This is a genomic window from Sporanaerobacter sp. PP17-6a (assembly GCF_900095615.1).
Lineage (GTDB): Bacteria > Bacillota > Clostridia > Tissierellales > Acidilutibacteraceae > Acidilutibacter > Acidilutibacter cellobiosedens.
In genome coordinates, this window is record NZ_FMIF01000037.1 from 44325 (window position 1) to 65775 (window position 21451).

Below are 21451 nucleotides of genomic sequence, written 5' to 3' on the forward strand. Positions count from 1 at the left end.
ATATGCCTTGCAGGTTTTCTGCAAGGCATATTTTATTCTGATTAATTGTCTTCCTCAAATGTAAAAATATAAGGCATATTTCTGTAATAATTCCCATAATTAAGGCCATAGCCCACTATAAATATATCCGGTATATCAAAGCCAATATAATCAGGCTTTAAATCTATTTTTCTTCTACTGGGTTTATTTAAAAAAACACAGGTTTTTATGGAATTTGGAGAATGACCTTTTAAATAATCTATAACATACTTCATGGTCAGTCCTGTATCCATTATGTCATCAACTACCAATACGTCTCTTTCCTTTATATCGGATCTGATACGAGAAATAATTTCAACATTTCCTGTAGATTCCTTCTCATTTCCATAACTGGAAGTAGTCATAAAGTCAATCTCAACGGGAATTTTTATATTTCTGACCAAGTCAGACGTAAATATAAAACTTCCTCTCAATAAAGAAATAATTACTAAGTCCTTTCCCATATAATCATTAGAAATAATATCTCCCAGTTCCCTATTTCTACGTTGAATTTCTTCATCCGTAAATAAGATCTTTTTTCTTTCGTTCTTTTTCAAGATATTTCCCTCCTTCCATTAAACTACATTTTTTTTATTAAATTTTTCTTTATTTCTTTAAGTTCATATAATATTTTATTCAAAGTATATTGTATGCTGATTGCAATTATAAAAAGAATTACATATTTTGTAACGTCCCAATGCATTTGACCACCTCTAATCTTTTGTTTTTCTCCTTATATTATAAATCAATTTTTCTTTAATCGTAATCCTTTGTTCTATTATTATCATCTTTTACATACTCCAACTTAGAGACGGATACTTCATAAGCAACTTTTACTTCCGCTTCTCCATTAGAAAGTTTTTTCTGATAATTTCTGCTTTGAATTCTTCCCCATACCTTAATATGATCCCCTATAAGAAGCTTTTCACAAAACCTTGCATTCCTTCCCCAGGAAATGCAAGGAATATAGTCAGACTTATTATAAGGCCTGTTAACAGCGATCAATAGGTCGGATATTTCTCTTCCAAAAGGAGTTGTTCTGTACACCGGCTGTTTGCATATATATCCGTCAATAAATATCTCGTTGGGCTTTTTCATTAATTCTTCCATTTCATCCTCTTGCGGAATATAAATATCCCTTGCAAAAATTGTCAACATAAGCTTGTTGGAATTATTTATGTAGCGATTGTATGATCTAAGCTGACCATCAATGACAACATAAGTGCCAACCGAAAAATCCATGTTTACAAAAAGCCTTTCGGAAATAGTGATTGGCAGTACATCAGCAAAATCACTCAATCTCGGCACTTCCAACTCAAAAGAGTAAAAACCTTCTCCATACATTTCGTGACTAAATTTCATTTCAGTTTTAACTTTCCCTATTACCTTGACTATATTTGTTTCAATAACCTTATCCACCATATTTCCCCAATTCCCCCTTATTCTTATGTTTTTAGTACAATCTATATTTATTCATTTAAAACATACAATATGATTACTAAAATAAAATTTTTATAATTTCTATATTTGACATATAACTTAAAAATCCTTCTTAACAACTCAGACGAAAATTTCAATTAATTGTTTTCAATGTACTTCTTTGACTTTTTCTATAGCTTTTTTGATTGTTTCTATAGGGATACCATAATATATTCCCGTAGAAATGGAGGCCATTCCATTATATACACTATTTTCTTCAATAAAATTCAACTTTGCGGGAAACTCCAATCCATCAATAACTGTCCCAAAAAAATTTATTATTTTTCTTTGAATACAATAATTAAATTGAACCATATTATCAATATTTAAGCTGGAAGCAGTAATAGTGGATTTATTATTGAGACCATAAGTTATAATCACAGCCTTATTATTTCCTTTAAGTAATTCGATGCTGTTATTATCATCACTGTTAAAAATAACTATATTGGAAATATTCGAAAAGAATTCTTTTAAATATTTATTCTCTGCCCATTTTCCGCTTAAATTAGTGTGAACAATCAAATCAAATTTTAAATGTAAATTATTAATTGCTTCCAATGTCTCGGAAGTTATATTCATTAATCCGATTTGTATATCCTCCTTAGATTTTAAAAACAATATCTTTCCATCATCGTTCTCATAGATAATATGATAACCTCCGTTAAAAAATATTTCCTCAATTAAATAAAAAACGGCATTATCTTCCTCATTCCCTAAAACCCCAATAAAACTTATCTTTTGTAATCCCATGTTTTTCCTCCTCTTTATCAGTCAGTTTTATTACTTTCTGTTTTTATTTGTCTTCCCGTATTATCAATATAATAATTATCCTTATATATCAATTGAGAAACGGGTATTATTTCATATCCGTCCTTTTGTAACTTTTCTATTACTATGGGTAAATACTCAGCTACATATTTTGCGTTGTTATGAAACAACACTATAGATCCACTTCTCACATTTCTTGTCACTCTATCTACTACAGGTTGTACTCCCAATTCTTTCCAATCCAAGGAATCCACATCCCACTGTATAGGATAATAACCGTTTTCTCTGCAGACTCTTATTACCGTGTCATTATAATCTCCAAATGGAGGCCTGAACAATATTGGTTTTTTCCCAGAAATCTCTTTAATTTGATCCCCTGTTTTACTTAACTCCTGTATCATTTGTTCTTCCGATAATTTTGTCATATATGGATGATTGGTAGAATGATTTCCTATATCATGTCCTCTGCTGCTTATTTCTTCTACAAGTTCAGGATATTTTTCTACCCAGAATCCCACAAGAAAAAATGTAGATTTTATATTATATTTATCCAATATATCCAATATAGTTCTTGTAGAGTCTATTCCCCAAGCCGCGTCGAACGTTATCGATATTTTTTTATCGTTTCTTTCTACACTGTAAATAGGCAATTCCCTAATATTAGAAAAAGCTTCCCTTACGTTGATATTATATGTAATACTGGTATAAATAATCGATATAATTAAAACTCCAATCATTACTGCCCCTTTTAAAATGTTATCTCCTTTCGCTTTAAATGTCTTCAAAATATCTCCTCCCTTATATCTACTAATACAATTTATTCACAAATGTTTTTATATATAACACTTTATGAATTGCTACTTCTCTTTTATACATGATATGATATAATTTAATTAGTTCATACTAAGAAGGTGATTGAAATGTTTGTTGATAATAGCGAAGAACTTGCTCAAAATAAACTTCTTCTTTTATATATAATAGACAAATCCCCCAAACCTCTTACAAATGCAGAGATAACGGAATTCGTCTTGGATAATAATTATATGAATTTTTTTCTCGTGCAACAATTTTTAAGTGAATTAGTAGAAACAAACTTTTTAAAATATTCCGATGAAAATGAAAAGAATTATTATATTCTTTTAAATAAAGGTAAATTAACTTTAGAATACTTTGATAACAGAATTCCAAAGGATATAAAAGACGATATCGATAAAAAGTTAAAAATAAAAAAGATAGAAATAATGAGAGAAAAGCAGATAAGAGGCAGCTATATTAAAAAAAACGATAAGGAATATGTTGTAACCTTGAAATTGGTTGAAGGGGATACTACTCTATTTAATATTGATTTAAATGTTGCAAATATAAATCAAGCAAAGTTAATATGCGATAATTGGAAAAAAAATCCTGACTCAATATATCAGGATATCTTAGACAGCATCATAAAGCTAAGGTAACATCATAATAATAATAGACCGTTTGGTTCTTTTCCCGTATTTATATTCATATATATTTTATCCTTATCAATGTCAAAAATCGTTAATATATTTTCCGATATATTAGTTATAAATAACATTTTATCCTTATCCCAAAGTATTTTATTAGGCATGCCTTTAAGAAAATTTTTAGTCAATATTCTATCCTCTTTAATATCTAACTTATATAAAAAACCATCGTCAATATTTGTTAGATATATGAATTTTTTATTAATCATTATCATATTATTAAATATACCTTTTAGATTGATACTTTTAACTATTTGTCTGTCGTGAAGATTTATAATTGAAATATTGCTTTGATTTATAATTCCATTGTTAATATAGGACAAAACATACATGTATCCTTTTTCGATGAATATTTTAATCGGATTTTTATCCAATTTAATCTTTCCTTCCCCTTCACTATTTATATCTATTACGTCTATACTGTAGCTATTAGAATTAGCTACAAGTATTTTTTTTGTATCTCTATCGATTTCTATATCAACTGGTTTTTCTCCTACAGGAACATTTTGAATCAACTGAAAATTTTTTTCATCCAATATTGAAACAGAATTTGAGTCCGTATTAGATATAAATATATATCCTTCAAAGGTTTTTATTGATGTAGGAAAACTTCCTACCACCACTATATCTTCAATTTTTCTTTTATCCATATCCATTTTAAATACGGTATTGTTGTATGCATTTACAATATAAATCTTATTTTCTTCACTACTCATGCTCATCTCATAAGGTCCTATATAAAAACCATCTAAATATAATTCCTTTTCTAAATTAACAAAGGATAAAAGGGAAACTGTTTCCACCTTCAATTTTTTTCTAAAATCTACTATTGTTAAAGAATCATCACCTGTATTAGCAACTATCAATATTCCTTTTTTTTTCAATATTTCACCTCCATCCACATTTATATAACAATTTATGCTTATTTATGGATTTCGGTGATAAAATCAAGTATCTACTTTTTAATGATTTTCATCATGGATTCCCGTTTATCGGCCTTTAAATTTCTTCTTTTTATTTCTATTATCAAATTATTTACTCTCATGATCCCATCTCTATAATCTTCTTCACAACCTAAAGATACTAAATATTTAAGATTTTCTGTTTCATCAAAAAATTTTCTTATAAGTTCCTCATCTTTAAACCTGGTATAAGGATTGAATTTTATTATCCTCATAATAATAATCCTCCTCCGGAATATATTAATAATATTTACTCCAGAGGAGGTAAAAAAAGAACTACATATTCATAATAATTGTCCTAACATCTCCTACTAAATATAAAGAACCTGAAAATAATATCATATCATCGGGATTTGCAACTTTCAGTGAATAATCTACAGCCTTATGAATATCTTTTTCAACATATATATTGCTACTATAATTTCTTATTTTTTCAGCTAATTCCTCTGCTTCCATCTTTCTCACACCGTTGGGTTCCGTAATTATTATCATATCAGCCATCGGAACCAAATCTTTTATTACACTGTCCACATCCTTATCTTTAAGTATTCCTATGCCCAATATAAGCCTCTTATATTTAAATAGTTTTATTGACTCTCTTAAAGACAAAGCACCTTGAGGATTATGAGCTCCATCAATAAGAAAAATGGGATTTCTTCTTAAGACTTCCATTCTTCCTTTCCATTTTGTATTCTTAAGCCCTCTCCTTATTTGTTCATCACCTATCTCTAAAAATTTCCTGTCTCTCAATGTGACTATCGTTGTCAAAGCCAAAGATGCATTAAAAACTTGGTACCTTCCCAGCAATGAAATATTTAGATCCTTAAAAAAGTGACCTGAGTAATTATAATCAAACACAGCACCTTCATCATTTGTACTTTTTATAGACACATTGTCTTCGGAACACAATATGAGTTCCGCATTTTTATCCTGAGCTACTTTTTTAATTACATTTAATGCCTCTTCTTTTTGGGGATATGATATAACTAATCCTCCCTCTTTTATGATACCTGCTTTTTCATATGCAATTTTTCCTAAAGTATCTCCCAATATATCCATATGATCCATATCGATAGTAGTGATGACCGATGCCAAAGAGCTTTCTATCACATTAGTTGAATCAATTCTTCCGCCTAAGCCTACTTCTAATACCACATAATCTACCTTCATATTGCTAAAATATAAAAACGCGGCAGCGGTTATAATCTCAAAGCTTGTGGGACGAATGCCTTCATATTTAATCATATAGTCTGATTTTTCCTTAACTTGTTCTATGACTTGCGTCAAATCCTCATCGGAGATATTTTTGTTATTTATTTGAATTCTATCATTAAAAACCTCCAAATAAGGAGAAGTATAAACTCCCACTTTACAACCCGTTTCCATGAGCATATTCCCAATGTAGGATACAACGGAACCCTTTCCGTTGGTTCCCGCAATATGAACATATTTCAAACCTTTATGAGGGTTACCTAAAAGTTCTAAAAGCCGTCTTGTAGAATCAAGACCTAATTTGGAACCAAACCTTTCAACGCTCCTTATATACTCCAAAGCTTTACTATAGTTCATTTTAAATATAACCTCCTATTTTCCATCCCTTTTCTATCAATTATTAATAAATAAATAAGGAGTATACAAATAATTCATTAATATATAAGCAAAGGTCAGAAACAAAATATATTGTTTATAAGGCTGTTTTATTCTGTCCTTTTTTCTCGACATGATTACCGCACAAAGACCCACCAGTGAAAATACTGTAGGAATTATAATTTTACTGCCTGTAAAAGTCAACAATTTAGGCATATACAAAACGGCCTCAGGTTTATAAAAACTATTTATAGTTATAATTTGAAAAAATAAATATATGAATATTCCTATTATAAGATACTTATAACCACTCTTCTCAATTCTTTCATTAATGGAAAATATATATATCAGCCATCCAAGAACAGGTAACAAAGGTAAAAACCTTCCTGCAAAAGAAATAAGCAATAGATAGCTTGTAAGGGAAGGAACTTCTTTTCCTAAGGCTTCCTTTACATCATTGGAATTTATTTTAGTAGTACTCAACAGTACACTTTTATCCGTAGTAGCTGCCATAACTTTAAAATATTTTCCTTCATCCGGTTCAAGCCAGAAGCATACTTCTCCATCTTTTCCTTTTACATAGCTTGGCTTTATTGATAATCCTTTTGTTTTAGATATAAGTTCGGTTTTATTTATTCCTTTCCTGTTTAGCCCCACTTTTACGATATTAGTTTTTTCTCTGCTGTAAAGATCTAAATAAGTAGTTCCTCCGACTAATATTTCAATCCCATTTTCGTTTTCTCCTATCACTACGGGATTGCTGTAAAAATATCCAAGGCCCATATCTGGATAATCATTAAACTTAACGGGTTCAAAGGATTTCTCGGTACTCTTATTGTATCCTGCTAAGATATAGCCGAAATTATTAGCGCCTTTGCCTTGAGTTGTAATTAAAGAATAAATATTTTCCCCGTCACCGCAGAGGACAAAGTCTCTCACTTTCATTCCTATTTCGCTAATTTCCCAAACGGTAACAGCATCAGACATGATTCCGTCTCTACATTGGCTGATACGATATTCCTTAATGCCCGTTTTATTATTATAATTTACTGTTTGCAGATATATATTTTCATCTTGAGAATATACCTTTAAATCCTTAATATTTCCTGAAATTTCTCCGTCAAAGATGGTTTCCCCGTCACCACGGCAAATACTTATCATACCATCTTTTTTCAAAAAAGCAAGTATTCCTTTCTTCCCGTCACTATAATAATCCAATTTTTCTACATTATTCATTATTTCCTTTACCTGCACTGTTTTCAGGTCATCGGAAATTTCTCCTCTATAAACTGTATTTTTGTTATTGTCTCTCCACAAAATATACTTGCCATCTAAAAAAACCTCTTGGGAACTTGTAGTATTGAATTCCAATTGAGGAATATAAACTTTTTCTTCCTTCAATAACTCCATTTTGTTATTAAATAATTTAATCTTTAAGCCTTTTTCATCTCCATATGCCTGATCCAAAAATAAAATATTCTCATCAATATCTGATACTAAGGGGTTTCTATTAAAACTTGTTTTCTGTATGGATATTTCCCGACTCCAATTTGGAGATGGAGCCGCAGCACTTAATTTACTATTATACATAACATGGATAAAAGTTATTACCAAAAATATTACAACAAAAAAAATAATTACTCTTTTAATAATATCACCTCCTTGTTTAATAAATATATTCTACCACCATATTATTCTAATTTAAATCTATTAATAAAAAAATCGGTTGAAAAATCAACCGATTTTTTATTAATTATTTTTAATAATATTTAACCTTTCCAAAACTTTATCCATCATATCTTTATACTTCGTCTCTTTTTCTCTTTCAGCTTCTACAACTTCCTTAGGAGCTTTATCTATAAACCCTTTATTGGACAACTTGCCTCTCACTCTTTTCAATTCAGATTCCAACTTTTCTCTTTCTCTTTCGAGTCTTTCTCTCTCTTTTTCAAAATCTATTAAATCTCTCATAGGCAAATATATCTCACATTTTTCCAAAACCACTACTCCATTGTCTTCTCCTAAGCCATCTTTGGAATCTCTTATATATATATCATTGGCAAAAGCCAAATTAACAAAATATCTCTTGCCCTCATCAATTACCTTTTTAATTTCTTCATCTTGAGTTACAAATATCATATTTGATCTTCTTTTAGGCTCTACATTCATTTCCGATCTGATATTCCTTATTCCTTTAATAGCATTCATTATATACTCCATGCTTCTTTCCGCTTCCGGAAAATTAATATTTTCTCGGTATACAGGCCATGAAGATATAATTAAAGGTTTTTCTTCGTCGGGAAGATATCTCCAAATTTCTTCGGTAATAAAAGGCATAAAAGGATGAAGCATCTTCAAAATATCCTTTAACACAATTAACAGAACCTTCTGGGCAGTTTCCTTAGTTTTTCTTTCCGTTCCATATAATCTTCCCTTCACTATTTCTATATACCAATCACAAAACTCATCCCATATAAAATCGTATATTTTCTGAGCTGCCATGCCGAGTTCATATTTATCAAGGTTTTCAGTTATCTCTCTTACCACATTATTCTTTCTGGAAAGTATCCATTTATCTTCTTCCTCTAAATCTCCAGTATCAAAATCATACGATTTTATATCTTCATCAATATTCATCATAACAAATCGAGTCGCATTCCACAATTTATTGGCAAAATTTCTGCTTGATTCAACTCTTTCCATATAAAATCTCATATCATTGCCCGGACTATTTCCGGTAACCAATGTAAATCTCAAAGCATCTGCTCCATATTTGTCTATTACATCTAAAGGATCAATTCCGTTTCCCAAGGATTTACTCATCTTTCTCCCTTGAGAATCTCTTACAAGACCTGTAAGAAATACATTATCAAATGGAACCTCCCCCGTTTGCTCTAATGCAGAAAAAACCATTCTTACAACCCAGAAGAAAATAATATCGTATCCGGTAACCAATACATCTGTGGGATAAAAATACTTCAGATCCTCTGTTTCTTCAGGCCATCCGAGAGTTGAGAAGGGCCAAAGGGCTGATGAGAACCATGTATCTAACGTATCAGGATCCTGATATATATTTTTACTTTTACATTTGGGACATTCTTTCGGTTTATCCTTTGATACCACCACTTCGCCACAATCTTTGCAATAATACACGGGAAGTCTATGTCCCCACCAGAGCTGTCTCGAAATACACCAATCCCTAATATTCTCCAACCAATTAGTGTATATTTTGCCGAATCTGTCGGGAATGAACTTAAATTGTCCATCTTCGTAGGCCTTAAGAGCAGGTTCTGCAAGAGGTTCCATTTTCACAAACCACTGCCTTGATATTATAGGTTCAACTATAGTATGACATCTTTCACAATGTCCCACACTATGCATATGTTCCTTTATATCTGTTAAATATCCTTCGGATTTAAGGTCTTCAATTATCTTATTTCTTGCCTCATATCGATCTAAGCCCTCGTATTTTCCTCCGTTTTTATTAATGGTCGCATCATCGTTAAATATTTTAAACTGACCTAAATTATGTCTCAACCCAACTTCAAAATCGTTGGGATCATGAGACGGAGTAATCTTCACAGCTCCCGAGCCAAAGTCCATATCAACATATTCATCAGCAATGATAGGTATCTCTTTATTAACCAGTGGAAGTATAAGAGTCTTTCCGATTAAATTCTTATATCTTTCGTCTTTAGGATTAACAGCTACCGCCAAATCTCCCAGCATCGTTTCTGGCCTTGTTGTTGCAATAGTAATAAACTCCTTTTCTCCTTTAATGGGATATCTGATATACCAAAGCTTGCCTTCCGTATCTTCATGTTCCACTTCCGCATCCGATAAAGCAGTTTTACAATTAGGACACCAATTGATGATTCTGTTTCCTCTGTATATAAGACCTTTATTATATAACCTTACAAATACTTCTTCCACCGCATCGCTAAGTCCTTTATCTAATGTAAATCTTTCCCTGCTCCAATCACAGGAAGCTCCTAACTTTTTAAATTGTTCCTTAATATTTCCTCCATATTTTTCAGTCCAATTCCAGGCTTCTTCAAGAAATTTTTCTCTTCCCAATTTCTCTTTGCTCTTGCCTTCTTTTTTTAATTTATCTACTACTTTTGCTTCAGTAGAAATACTGGCATGGTCTGTTCCCGGAAGCCATAAGGCTTCATATCCTTCCATCCTCTTCCATCTGATTAAAATATCCTGAATCGTTCCGTTCAGTGCATGGCCTAAATGAAGATTTCCGGTTACATTAGGAGGAGGCATCATAATAGAAAAAGATTTCTTATCTTTATTTACATGAGCTTTGAAATATCCCTTATCATTCCAGAAACTATACAGCTTATCTTCAAATTCCTTCGGATTATAAGTTTTTGGTAAATTATTTTTCACGTTCTAACCTCCCTAATAAAACTTAAAAACCCTTCATCCTTAAATATAAGGACGAAGGGTTAATACGCGGTACCACCTTAATTCCGCCAAACATGCTGCGGCTCTTAATTATAACAAACTATATAACGGAATTACCCGTTCAGATTTACTGTCATTTCAATCTGAAAACTCAAGAGCTACCTTCAATAAACCTTTTATGAGAAAATCTCTCAGCCCTCGGATCTTCCTCTCTGTACAGAAGTATTTATCTACTCTTCTCCGTCAAAGTAATTAATATTACGTTATATTATATAATATATCAGTTTTTGTACTGTTGTCAACATTAATTTTATTGGAGGTAATTCCGGGAAAAGCTAATTCCCGATTAACAAATACACTCTTATTCCTTTAAACATAAAAGCCTTTCTATTACAAAATATCTCTTTTTTATATACATTTTCTATAAACTTATTCCTTTTAAAAAGAATCCCAGCGTTCCAGAATCTTTAACTTCACTGTCTCTAAAGAGGCAACCTTTGCTTCCTTCAAGAACTCATTGTCCTGTACAATATTAACAACAGTTTTTAATGTGTTTATATGGTCTTCTCCTGTTTTTAGTGCAAGATTAAATACAAATTCAGCATTAATCGTTGAACTGGGATCTTCCATGTTTCGAAAAACTACAGGATTTTTTAATCGGACAATACAAATAGCCGATTCATTGACATATTTAGTATCTGTATGAGGTACTGCAACGGGAATTTCAGTCATCAAACCTGTGGGGTATTCCCTTTCTCTTTCAAGACAGTTTTTCAGAAAGGTTTCTTTAACATAACCTCTCATATACAACTCTTGAAATGCTTCCGTTATAGCTTCTTTGGAAGTTTTTGCATTTGACTCTATTACCAATATATTTTTTACCATGATTATTAATCTCCTAACGTCTATTTTTCAAAATCAATTACGGCCTTAATTGCTTGCTTCTTCTCGGTGGCTTCAAATGCTTCTTTCCATTTCTCAGGCGAATAAACATGTGAAACCAATTCTTCCAATTGATTGTGATATTTCTGCAAAACCTTCAATGAGCCTGTCCAACTCGATGGGGTTGAACTTCTGCCGGAAGTAATACAAATCTGATTTCTGTAAATATAAGACATGTCTATAGTATATAATTCAGTATCCAAACTGGGAACACCTGTTATTACAACGCGACCCATTTTTCTGACTAAGCTTAATCCTGAATTAAAAGAGTTTTGAGAACCAACAGCATCAATGGCTAAATCTGCAAATTCTCCATCGAAAATTTCTTGAACTCTTTCTTTTAAGTTATGTCCATCATTAACTAAAACATGGCATCCAAATTTTTTTGCAATCTTCAACCGAGTTTCCCTACTTTTTTCCGTACCAATTACAACAACATTCGCCCCCGAAAACAATGCAACTAAAGCACAGCATAACCCAATAATACCCGGACCAATAATAACAACATTTTCTCCGGCCTTTATACATCCTCTTTCACTAACTATATGATACGCACAAGCCATAGGTTCTGAAAGTACAGCAGTTTTCAGAGAAAGTTCACTGGGTATAACTCTTATGTTTCGTTCCGGAACTACAACAAAATCCGCAAAGCTACCATTCGTACTTGAACCTAATCCCTTTCTATGTGAGCACATATTCCAATCGCCTGAATGACAATATCTACATGAACCGCATGGTTCTACGGTTGTTTCATATACAACTCTATCTCCTATTTTCGTTTTCTTTACATCTGTACCTACTTCAACGGCATATCCAGATGCTTCATGTCCAAGAATAACAGGTGGTTTTAATTTGTCAAACCGTCCGCCAACATCGACCTTCTTTAATTTTATATCGGTTCCCCCACAAACACCCGCATAAACTACTTTAACTTTGACGTCAGTACTTTTTAATATTTTAGGTTCTTCAGTATTGACCAACTCCATATCATTTGCTTTTGGGGATAGTCGCATCAATGCTCTCAAAAATGACACTCCTTTCTTTTGAAATCATGAAATCAAGTCTACCATAATAATCCTATAAATTTGATCTTACAATTATTCAATTTATAACAATTTCCTGTATATTTCAGCTAATTCATCTTGGCTCAGCTTTACATAACTAGTAGAAAGAACCGGTTGTAAAGTTAAATATACCTCTTTGGAAAACTCTTCTATCTCATCTTCTCCCATACCAAAACAGCTCAAACTCTTAATTTTCCAAATATCGTTGAGTAAAACGGCCAAACATTCCAATGCCTGATCAGTATGGCATTGAAGAATATCTACAATCATTTCTATTAAATATGAAATTTTGCCTTCAGGTTTTTTCTTATAGTACAATTTAAGCACCTGAACAAAAAACTGGTAATTACTTTCCCCATGCACAACTCCATATCTTCCGCTTAGCGGAAAAGCAAGAGCATGGACAGCACCACATCCTGCATTACCAAAAGATATCCCGGCAAAATTACTTGCAAGTAACACATCCCTCTCAACAGTTCTTCTAGAATCAACTCCATTTTTAGAGATGGTTACAAACGATTGTAACAGTATCTTGATTGCCTTTCCCGAAAATAAATCCGTATATGGAGTTGCTTCCGGAGAAAGATATGATTCTACAGCATGAATTAATGCATCAATTGAACTAAATGCAAAGAACTTATAGGGCAGAGTGCTGATAAATTCCGGTATTAAAACAGCAATATCAGCAAAGTAGGCATCATACGCCATTCTCATTTTGGTTTTGCGCTTCGTTGAACTAATAATTGATGATCTGGTTACCTCACTGCCTGTACCACAAGTTGTAGGAATTATAATCAATTTTTTGTCTTTTTTTATTTTCGACGGATCGTCAAATATCTCATCACAACAATCAAATTTTCTAATTGAGAGTACCTTCGCTATATCAATTACTGTCCCGCCGCCAATTCCTATTACTCTTTTGTATGAAATATTCTTTATGTTCGTTAATATTGCATCGACCATAATGTCGCTCGGCTCACCTGAGCCATGTTCTTCCTGATATACGAAATGACATGGCAGATTGAATTTTTTAATAAAAGGATCATAGATATAACGATTTGTAATTATCAAATCATCAGAATTCAAAGGGAAACTATCTAAGAAATCATTAAAAGTATCACATTGATAAATATCCGGAACAATCCTAAATTTTTTCATCATATATTACTCCCCATTTCTACTTAGTAGATATCTTTCGGTTGACTTTTGATATTTCTCTAACTTTATTAACATAGTCATTCGGAATTTCTTTTTTTCTTAATCCGGTTGCAAGAAGGAACAAGAATTGTTCACTTGTTCGCTCAATATTATCACTTGCAATAAGAGCTTTTTCCATAGTAATCCCCACACCTATGGTACCATGATTTTCCATAAGCACTCCCGCACTTGTACCAATTGAATTTTTTACACTTGTAGCTAACTCCAAAGAACCGGCCGGAGCAAAAGGCGCAATAGGTACCTCTCCACCTAAATAGGAAATACTTTCAACATCAATGATTGGAAGTTCTTTTATATTTTCAATGGAACTCACCAAAGTTCCGTATTTGGAGTGCGAATGAATAATGTCATTAACTTCTATTCTATCTAAATATATGAACCTGTGCATAGTAGCCTCTACAGAAGGCTTAAATTTCGCATCAACTATGTTTCCCTTCATATCAATTAAACATAAATCATTTAATTCTAAGGTGTTATATGGGCGAGAAGACGGAGTTATAACGAATAAGTCTTCTCCTTCAACTCTTGCACTGATATTTCCGGCCGTACCCAAGGAATAACCTCTCTCGACCATCATTTTGACACCCCACATAACATCTTGTTTTGCTTTTTCAATTTTGTTTTTCATTTTATTTGTCACTCCATTCTTTTCTTATTATTCATAGATAAGGGCATTTTTCACACCTATCTGGTTTGCATGTGCTTCCAATGCTTCTATTAAATCCTCAAATTTATATTCTCCCGTTACAAAAATATCTTCAGGGATTTCGTGGTGATTAATCATGTTATTTGCCATCATAACATGTTTTGGTGTTGTGTGGAAAAAAGCTGCAATGGTAAGTCCGCCGTAATGCATTCTTTCAGTATCGATAGTGATTGTTGTGCCCGGCTTACACCCTCCAAACAAGTTGATATATCCGCCCTTTCGAGAGATATTAATACAGTTTTCCCAAGCTACAGGTTGTCCGGTAGCATCAATTACAGCATCTGCCCCTCTTCCCTCAGGAGTTAGAGCTCTGATAGTCTCTACTACATCCATGTCGCTGTTAAGAAGTACAGTAGTATCAATTCCAAGTTTTTTCGATACTTCCAACCTTGATTGAGAAAAATCAGTTTGGATGACATGAGCTCCCATCTTCTTAACAATCATGGAAATCATTAACCCAATTGGGCCTGCTCCCATTACAACAACACAATCTCCATAACTAAACTTCGTCATATCTGCGGCATACATTGCACATGATAGAGGTTCTGTTAATGCTGCCGCTTTATAACTAACATCCTTAGGAATTTTAAATAGGTTTTGTCTTACAATTACGCCTGGAATATATACATATTCCGAATGGCCGCCGATAATCCTGACTCTATGTTCACAGCATCCGTCATTTCTTCCTGTCTTACAGTAATAACAATTACCACACATAGCGGCACTATGTGGTACAATTCTATCTCCTATTTCAAAATTTTGTACGTTTTTCCCTTTCTTATATACAATTCCTGCTGCTTCATGACCGAAAGTTATCCCCGGGCGATAATTTGGATGTCCTCTTTTATATGTTTTTACATCCGTTCCGCAAGTTAAGGATACTTTTACCTTCATGATAACAGCGTCATCTTCCAAATCAAACATATCTCTTTCTTCAATTCTTACATCTTCTGGTCCATACCAAATAGCCATTCTCATTTTTTCTTTCATAGTTCTCTCCCTTTCTTTAATATACTTATCAGTTTTGTTTTTTATATTTTATTTGAAAATTAATTAGCATAATGCTAATATGATTTTTACATACAACTTCTTTTATAATACTTTGAATAGTTTCGCAATCAGCACCATCAAAATATCAACGACATTTGCCAGGGATGCAGCAGTAACTTTTAGTCCCTTTTCAAGTTCTAACACACCTGCTGAAGTGACAAAGCTTGTACCGACATCTGCCATAAAATTGAGTGAAACTACAATAAACACCATATACAATGTTCCTGTAATTAATCCGCGGAAAAGGTTCCTGTCAGTCATCATACTAATCATTCCTGCAAAATAAGGAATAGAAGCAAACATGCCTACCGGGAAATAATTGTTTCCTGGAATGATAAATGCGAGTGCAATTGTAATTGGCATTAATAAAAGACTCAATGTAACGGCAGTTTGGTCACCAATAGCAAATGCTGCATCTGTACCAATAAGTAATTCCTGATCTTCTCCAACATGCTTTGTCATATAATTTTTCGCGGCTTTACTAATCGGAGTTAGTCCTTCCATAAGCAGACCTACCATTCTTGGCATCAAAACAATAACCGCTGCTATTCCAACCGCTATTTGAATTATTACTGTAGGAGTTTGTCTAGTTATAATTGCAAGAAATAAACCTACAATAAAACCTACAAGAGCAGGATCTCCCAATGGCCCTAATTTCTTGTTAATCCAAGATAAGTTGATGTCGACCTTGTTAACTCCGGGAATTATATCTACTATCTTATTCAAAACATAGACAACGGGAACTGCTGATAATGTTGAACTCATAGTCGTACAGGTTGTTCCCTCATATCCAAAATTTCTTTGCCAGAACGGAGCAATTTTATCTCCGACAATACATATAATAGCTACCAACAACATGGCAAACACAGTACAAATAGCAAATGGAACGGCTCCTGACATGTCGGCTCTTGAGAATATATAATAAAGAATAGAAGAAGCCATTAATATATGCCAATAATTCCAAATGTCAATATTGAATGTCTTTGTAACTTTAAACTTAATTAATATTATGTTAACAATAAGACCTAACGGTAAAACAACTGCGGCAAAGGGTGTCATCCAGGCTGCTGCAGAAAGTGTCTGCCACCCAACATCTATAGTAGTAAATGCATATCCCGTTGCTGAAGCGGCATAATAATTAGTAACCGGTTCTATTGTCGTTATTAATAGTGAAATAACCAATTTAAGCCCTTGAAATCCAATTCCCAATAATAGTCCGCTTTTGAATGCTTTGAAAAAATTCATTTTAAAAAACAATCCTAAAATAGTAATAATTATCGGAAGAACAGCAATTGCACCAATATCTAGTACTTGTCTTATAATCGATACCAAGTGTTCCATAGTTTTCACCTTTCCTTTCTATAAAGTATATTTAATATTTTTTATCTAAACATTTTCCGCTATTTTAGATAACAATTCTTTACATTTTTTTCTAATCTCGTCCTCACCAATACCTGTAATAAGTGAGGTAACACTTAAAGATGGTACAGGTAATGTCTCACTATACTTGTTAGTTGTAAATACGACGTCCACATCTTGTGCTTTTGTTAGTATTTCACTCATATTACTCTTTTTTATCACTGCATCAATGCCTATCTCATCACAAATATCCTTTATTGCATCTGCCGCAAGAGTAGATGTAGCAATGCCACTACCGCAAGCAACCAAAATCACTACTTGTTTCTTTGCCTTCATCATAACTTCCCTCCTTTTATGTTTATTTAATTTAATATGCATCTCCTCCTTAAAACTCGAATATCTATTTAAGCTGCAGCTACGATTATAAAATGCAAATTCCGTTCCAACCTTCATGGAAGCTTTAGTGGCAGGATATCAATATCTCTGAAATAATGCTTTTTACTTCTTGAGGATTGCGAGATTTTTTCAATTTCTCCGATAAGTTGGGAGTTTTTATTAACTTATAAAAATTATTTAAAATATCTGTCGAATCCTCTTTTAATGCCATCATGAAAACATTTTCTACCTCATTTTCTTCCGACCATATTATTGAATTATTTAATATAGCAATAGCTATAGCCGGCTTTATAACATTTTGGGGATTTCCGTGTGGAATCGCAAATTTCTCTTTTAATAACGTTGGTTCCATGATTTCTCTTTTATATACATCAAGCAAAAATTTTTCTTTCGCAAACCCACCTTTAATTAAAAGTTCCGCAAGGCCGTCTAACACCTCATTTTTATTGCAATAATCAGGTCTGACCATTATAAGCTCCTCATGAATTACTTTAGCAAAAGGGATTTTGATAACATCACCATTTTTTAACATCTGTGAAGGAGATTCCATATAAACAATACTTTTCAACCTTTCTATAGCATTACCATCTATTATTTCTTCCACTGAAATAAAAGGCACTAAATTATCTTTAGGGTCTATGCTTCCAATAACCGCTGATACTGTATATTGTTTTCTAATATTATTCATTTTTGTAGATATATCTTCATCTCCTGCGACTCCCATTGGAATAATTTCAGCTTTTTCTTTAATATTCGGCAGCATTTTTTCGATAAGTCTTTTAATTTTTATAGCCGTACCTTCCCCAGTTATGCACAAAGTAATAATTACTTTTTTATCTCTTGAAGTTTCTGAAGGTACAAATCTTCCAAGTACTATTTTATCTTTATCTATGCTGTTTACGATTTCATTCAAATTAGTGTCCGGCACAATAGCCCGTCTGACAGCTTCCAAAACCATTACTGTATCCACTCTGCCAACGGTTTTGGTGGGAATCCCCGTTTTTTTGGTGATTATTTCTCCAAAGGTGATTAATGAACCCATATCTACAAGAATTAAAACTCCTTTACCTTCATTGATTTTATATACAACTTCGATTGTTCTTTGAAGAGCTGATTCGGGTTTTTCATCCAGCGACATTTCTATACTTACTGCATGATTTACACCTAACAGCCGATTTGCCACTTCTGCCATACCTTGAGCCACTCTACCATGAGAAAGTACTAAAACTCCAACTCTTCCCCGTTTTTCGTCTGACGGACTCGTAATTGTTCGAAGATACATAGCTATAAAACCGATTTCATCCTGTGGTATTTTATATCCTGATAAAAGCTCAATATGTTTGACCATTTCTTTTGCCACATTATATTCCGACTTATATTTCTTCATAACTTTATCAAGATGAGGATTCACAATTGGCTTTCCCTGTTGAATTCGTTCAAAAGTTGCACTTAAATGTATCGCAAGGCAATAAAAAAGATGCTTATCTATTCCCCCAATCCGCTTTTCTGCAATTTTTGTTGCTTTCTCTGTTATATCAACTATATTTTGGCCCACTATCTCGGCTAAATCTTGCTTAGCTAAGGTTGGGTGACTGGTTTCTACTCGTTTTATCAATTGCTGGAATTTTATTTCCAATTCTTCGCCGATTAACTTGTTTATCTCGTCTTGAGTTAAATCTTGTAACTCTAATTCGTGATATCTCTCTTCAATATATCCATAAATTTCTCGAGGTAATGTATAAAGGTCTTCTTTAGGCTCAGGTTCAATATTAGTTTCGCTTTGATTAGGTTTTGTCATTAAATCTTCTTTGATAAAATACTCAACTTCCGGATTACGCTCTTGTATTTTTAATAATCCCTTTTGAACGTGAACAGGTAAATCTGACAAGCCAACCTCAATATATTCTCTTTGACTGCTTATGCAATTCAGAAAACCTCTTGCACAAGCAACTTGAATATCACTTCTGAGTTGTCCTATATTTCCTGGGCAACTATACATTAAAAGAGCTCTTAAAGCTTCTTGGATAATCTTTATTTTGACCCCTATTCTATCTGCTTCTTTATTAAAAAAGGCCTTTATTATATGATATCTTTCATCAAGAGGTCTTACGGACAGAGATGGAAGCTCTATGATCATCGGTATTCTCCTGCGGAAAGTCAAAAGTAAAGATGATTCAATATCCTCTGTAGTTGCTGCTATAATCAAAATATTTGCTGTTCGTTCTGTCTCAGTTTCTCCCATACGACGAAATTTTCCCTTATCCATTAAAAAATAAAGCAGTTCTTGACCTTCCGGAGGCAAACGATGAACCTCATCTAAAAACAATATTCCGCCATCAGCTTTTTCCACTAATCCTTTTTTTAAGACAGCGGCTCCGGTATAAGCTCCCTTTACATGTCCAAAAAGTTGTGATAAAAGAAGCTGCGGATTTTCAGCATAATCTGCACAATTGAAAATAATAAAAGGAGCAGTTTCAGAAATGGCTTTGATTTCAAGTGCATAATCATACATAGCTTCTGCCAGATTACTTTTTCCAACTCCGGTAGGTCCTAAAATCAAAGTATGAAGGCCGTGAGGAGGATATAATATTGCAGCTTTTGCCTGTTGAATCTGAGATTTCAGACTTCCATCAAAACCTATAATTCTACTAAAGGCCAACAATTCAGATGGATATTTTAATGTATTTTTTAGATTAAAATTCGATTTAAGGTTTAAATGTTCTAAGGGCTCATTATGGCTCATCACCAAATTCAAATCAAATATTTTTTCTTTAATCTGTAGGGCTATTTGAGATATTAAATATTTTGATACGTTAAAACCTCGATCTTTAATAATCTTGGTAAGTTGTCGGTTCGATATTTCCGGATTTTTTGAAATTATTTCTCTAATGGCTTCTACTAAATAAGGTTTACGTCGTTCTCTCGAATCTGGGATACTTAATTCATTTCTTAAGGCCGTAACTGCATCTCTTCGAGTATCGAGCATTTCAGCTAAGCGATCATCAGTATAAGGGTTTTTCTTATCTTCAGTTTTAATTATCTGTACTAAACGGTCTTTCATAATTCCACTCCCCATTTCACAATTTATGCAATATTTATACCATAGTCTTAGAAGATTTTGCGGTCAGCTTATTTTCATGATTCTAAGATAATTTAGTTATTAATGTTCAACAGAATATTCCACAATTCCTTCTATTTAATAGCCTATAAAAAGTCTTATTCCTTCTAATGTAAACCTTTGACTAATAATAGATAAAATTTAATAATTTGGTATTATATGTTTGTTATGACCATAAAAAAATATTATATTTTACTCTTATGAAAATTAGTTTTATAAAATGGGATTTATTTTTTAATTAGCATGATAATCCTTATTATAATAAGTATAAATTATAGTAAAATAGCTAAAAAATGCAAAAATATTTAATACTACAGTTAATCCTATTAGTCCTTGAGAAACTATTTGAGGGAAGTCAAATAGTATAGAAAATACAGCCACATAAAAAGAAAAAGTTGCGATCTTGCCAAATTTATTTGCGGAAAGAGGTTGAGACTCCTTCGAATAATACATTAATAGACCACATAAAGCCAGAGATATCTCTTTGACAAATAATATTATAAAAACCTCATAAGGAATTAAATCTACGTGAATAAAACTTATAATTACTCCAAATATCGTAATCTTATCTGCTATAGGATCCAAAATAGTTCCCAGTTTCGTTATCATATTGTACTTTCTGGCAATGTAGCCATCTAAAATATCTGTAAGTCCTATTATAAACAAAATAATCGTTCCGTACAAAATATTATTTTTCATAGGAGAAAAGAATATATAAATAAACAAAGGTACTAAAATTATTCTTATAGTTGTTAATAAGTTAGGAAAATTCATAATATACTCCTTTCCAAAATGATTTTGTCACCCTTAACAAATTCTTTGAATATAATAAAATAGCATATATTTAAAACTATCTTAGGAGGGAT

At 32.5% G+C, this 21451-nt stretch carries 19 protein-coding genes and 1 other annotated feature; of the genes, 1 reads left to right on the forward strand and 18 read right to left on the reverse strand.

All coding sequences use genetic code 11. From position 1 onward, the window contains the following. Positions 1–41: 41 nt before the first annotated feature. The 4 genes from hpt to PP176A_RS13790 all read right to left on the reverse strand — a co-directional run bounded on the left by hpt (position 42) and on the right by PP176A_RS13790 (position 3050). On the reverse strand, positions 42–575 hold the full coding sequence (gene hpt / locus PP176A_RS13775) for a hypoxanthine phosphoribosyltransferase (RefSeq protein ID WP_071141047.1): 534 nt from the start codon (positions 573–575) through the stop codon (positions 42–44). Positions 576–774: 199 nt separating this feature from the next. After that, the gene (locus tag PP176A_RS13780; protein ID WP_071141048.1) at positions 775–1440 is read right to left on the reverse strand and encodes a single-stranded DNA-binding protein; all 666 of its coding nucleotides are present in this window, start codon (positions 1438–1440) and stop codon (positions 775–777) included. A 165-nt stretch (positions 1441–1605) separates the two neighbouring features. Beyond that, positions 1606–2247 carry a hypothetical protein gene (locus tag PP176A_RS13785; protein WP_071141049.1) on the reverse strand — a complete coding sequence of 214 codons (642 nt, stop codon included), beginning with the start codon at positions 2245–2247 and terminating at the stop codon, positions 1606–1608. 17 nt (positions 2248–2264) lie between these two features. Next, a complete protein-coding gene (locus PP176A_RS13790; RefSeq protein ID WP_234958949.1) occupies positions 2265–3050 on the reverse strand; it encodes a polysaccharide deacetylase family protein in 786 nt (261 codons plus the stop codon). 135 nt (positions 3051–3185) lie between these two features. Here PP176A_RS13790 and PP176A_RS13795 point away from each other — a divergent pair, with 135 nt between their 5' ends. Beyond that, entirely contained in the window at positions 3186–3719 is a 534-nt protein-coding gene (locus PP176A_RS13795; RefSeq protein WP_071141050.1) for a DUF4364 family protein, read from the forward strand. Between the two features lie 2 nt (positions 3720–3721). Here the strand turns inward: PP176A_RS13795 and PP176A_RS13800 are convergent, their stop codons facing one another. From PP176A_RS13800 to pgsA, 14 genes are all read right to left on the reverse strand, one after another. Beyond that, on the reverse strand, positions 3722–4651 hold the full coding sequence (locus tag PP176A_RS13800; protein ID WP_071141051.1) for a YncE family protein: 930 nt from the start codon (positions 4649–4651) through the stop codon (positions 3722–3724). Between the two features lie 71 nt (positions 4652–4722). Further along, on the reverse strand, positions 4723–4944 hold the full coding sequence (locus PP176A_RS13805; RefSeq protein ID WP_071141052.1) for a hypothetical protein: 222 nt from the start codon (positions 4942–4944) through the stop codon (positions 4723–4725). A 61-nt stretch (positions 4945–5005) separates the two neighbouring features. Beyond that, positions 5006–6298: a bifunctional folylpolyglutamate synthase/dihydrofolate synthase gene (locus PP176A_RS13810; protein ID WP_071141053.1), complete on the reverse strand. Its 1293-nt coding sequence runs from the start codon at positions 6296–6298 to the stop codon at positions 5006–5008. A gap of 36 nt (positions 6299–6334) precedes the next feature. Then, positions 6335–7930: a hypothetical protein gene (locus PP176A_RS13815; RefSeq protein WP_071141054.1), complete on the reverse strand. Its 1596-nt coding sequence runs from the start codon at positions 7928–7930 to the stop codon at positions 6335–6337. Positions 7931–8065: 135 nt separating this feature from the next. Continuing rightward, complete coding sequence (locus PP176A_RS13820) at positions 8066–10714, reverse strand: valine--tRNA ligase (protein ID WP_071141055.1); 2649 nt, start codon at positions 10712–10714, stop codon at positions 8066–8068. A gap of 44 nt (positions 10715–10758) precedes the next feature. Further along, positions 10759–10988, reverse strand: a binding site (T-box leader). Between the two features lie 182 nt (positions 10989–11170). Next, complete coding sequence (locus tag PP176A_RS13825) at positions 11171–11617, reverse strand: PTS sugar transporter subunit IIA (RefSeq protein WP_071141056.1); 447 nt, start codon at positions 11615–11617, stop codon at positions 11171–11173. 20 nt (positions 11618–11637) lie between these two features. Next, the gene (locus tag PP176A_RS13830; RefSeq protein ID WP_071141057.1) at positions 11638–12699 is read right to left on the reverse strand and encodes a zinc-dependent alcohol dehydrogenase; all 1062 of its coding nucleotides are present in this window, start codon (positions 12697–12699) and stop codon (positions 11638–11640) included. An 81-nt stretch (positions 12700–12780) separates the two neighbouring features. Then, entirely contained in the window at positions 12781–13896 is a 1116-nt protein-coding gene (locus PP176A_RS13835; protein WP_071141058.1) for an iron-containing alcohol dehydrogenase, read from the reverse strand. A 19-nt stretch (positions 13897–13915) separates the two neighbouring features. Further along, positions 13916–14584, reverse strand: coding sequence for a class II aldolase/adducin family protein (locus PP176A_RS13840; RefSeq protein ID WP_071141059.1), 669 nt, complete (start codon positions 14582–14584; stop codon positions 13916–13918). Between the two features lie 27 nt (positions 14585–14611). Next, complete coding sequence (locus PP176A_RS13845) at positions 14612–15652, reverse strand: zinc-dependent alcohol dehydrogenase (RefSeq protein WP_071141060.1); 1041 nt, start codon at positions 15650–15652, stop codon at positions 14612–14614. Between the two features lie 102 nt (positions 15653–15754). After that, entirely contained in the window at positions 15755–17053 is a 1299-nt protein-coding gene (locus tag PP176A_RS13850) for a PTS transporter subunit IIC (RefSeq protein WP_071141061.1), read from the reverse strand. Positions 17054–17098: 45 nt separating this feature from the next. Beyond that, a complete protein-coding gene (locus PP176A_RS13855; RefSeq protein ID WP_200796167.1) occupies positions 17099–17410 on the reverse strand; it encodes a PTS sugar transporter subunit IIB in 312 nt (103 codons plus the stop codon). Between the two features lie 121 nt (positions 17411–17531). Then, on the reverse strand, positions 17532–20528 hold the full coding sequence (locus PP176A_RS13860; protein ID WP_071141062.1) for a sigma 54-interacting transcriptional regulator: 2997 nt from the start codon (positions 20526–20528) through the stop codon (positions 17532–17534). Between the two features lie 291 nt (positions 20529–20819). Next, positions 20820–21359, reverse strand: a complete 540-nt coding sequence (pgsA, locus tag PP176A_RS13865; protein WP_071141063.1) for a CDP-diacylglycerol--glycerol-3-phosphate 3-phosphatidyltransferase — start codon at positions 21357–21359, stop codon at positions 20820–20822. Between the last annotated feature and the right edge of the window lie 92 nt (positions 21360–21451).

What these genes read in the sequence shown, in the direction of transcription:
- PP176A_RS13855 (WP_200796167.1), bottom strand. Translation starts at nt 17,410, where the DNA reads ATGATGAAGGCAAAGAAACAAGTAGTGATTTTGGTTGCTTGCGGTAGT.
- PP176A_RS13795 (WP_071141050.1), top strand. Translation starts at nt 3,186, where the DNA reads ATGTTTGTTGATAATAGCGAAGAACTTGCTCAAAATAAACTTCTTCTT.
- PP176A_RS13810 (WP_071141053.1), bottom strand. Translation starts at nt 6,298, where the DNA reads ATGAACTATAGTAAAGCTTTGGAGTATATAAGGAGCGTTGAAAGGTTT.
- PP176A_RS13825 (WP_071141056.1), bottom strand. Translation starts at nt 11,617, where the DNA reads ATGGTAAAAAATATATTGGTAATAGAGTCAAATGCAAAAACTTCCAAA.
- PP176A_RS13805 (WP_071141052.1), bottom strand. Translation starts at nt 4,944, where the DNA reads ATGAGGATAATAAAATTCAATCCTTATACCAGGTTTAAAGATGAGGAA.
- pgsA (WP_071141063.1), bottom strand. Translation starts at nt 21,359, where the DNA reads ATGAATTTTCCTAACTTATTAACAACTATAAGAATAATTTTAGTACCT.
- PP176A_RS13835 (WP_071141058.1), bottom strand. Translation starts at nt 13,896, where the DNA reads ATGAAAAAATTTAGGATTGTTCCGGATATTTATCAATGTGATACTTTT.
- PP176A_RS13860 (WP_071141062.1), bottom strand. Translation starts at nt 20,528, where the DNA reads ATGAAAGACCGTTTAGTACAGATAATTAAAACTGAAGATAAGAAAAAC.
- PP176A_RS13785 (WP_071141049.1), bottom strand. Translation starts at nt 2,247, where the DNA reads ATGGGATTACAAAAGATAAGTTTTATTGGGGTTTTAGGGAATGAGGAA.
- PP176A_RS13840 (WP_071141059.1), bottom strand. Translation starts at nt 14,584, where the DNA reads ATGAAAAACAAAATTGAAAAAGCAAAACAAGATGTTATGTGGGGTGTC.
- PP176A_RS13780 (WP_071141048.1), bottom strand. Translation starts at nt 1,440, where the DNA reads ATGGTGGATAAGGTTATTGAAACAAATATAGTCAAGGTAATAGGGAAA.
- PP176A_RS13850 (WP_071141061.1), bottom strand. Translation starts at nt 17,053, where the DNA reads ATGGAACACTTGGTATCGATTATAAGACAAGTACTAGATATTGGTGCA.
- PP176A_RS13845 (WP_071141060.1), bottom strand. Translation starts at nt 15,652, where the DNA reads ATGAAAGAAAAAATGAGAATGGCTATTTGGTATGGACCAGAAGATGTA.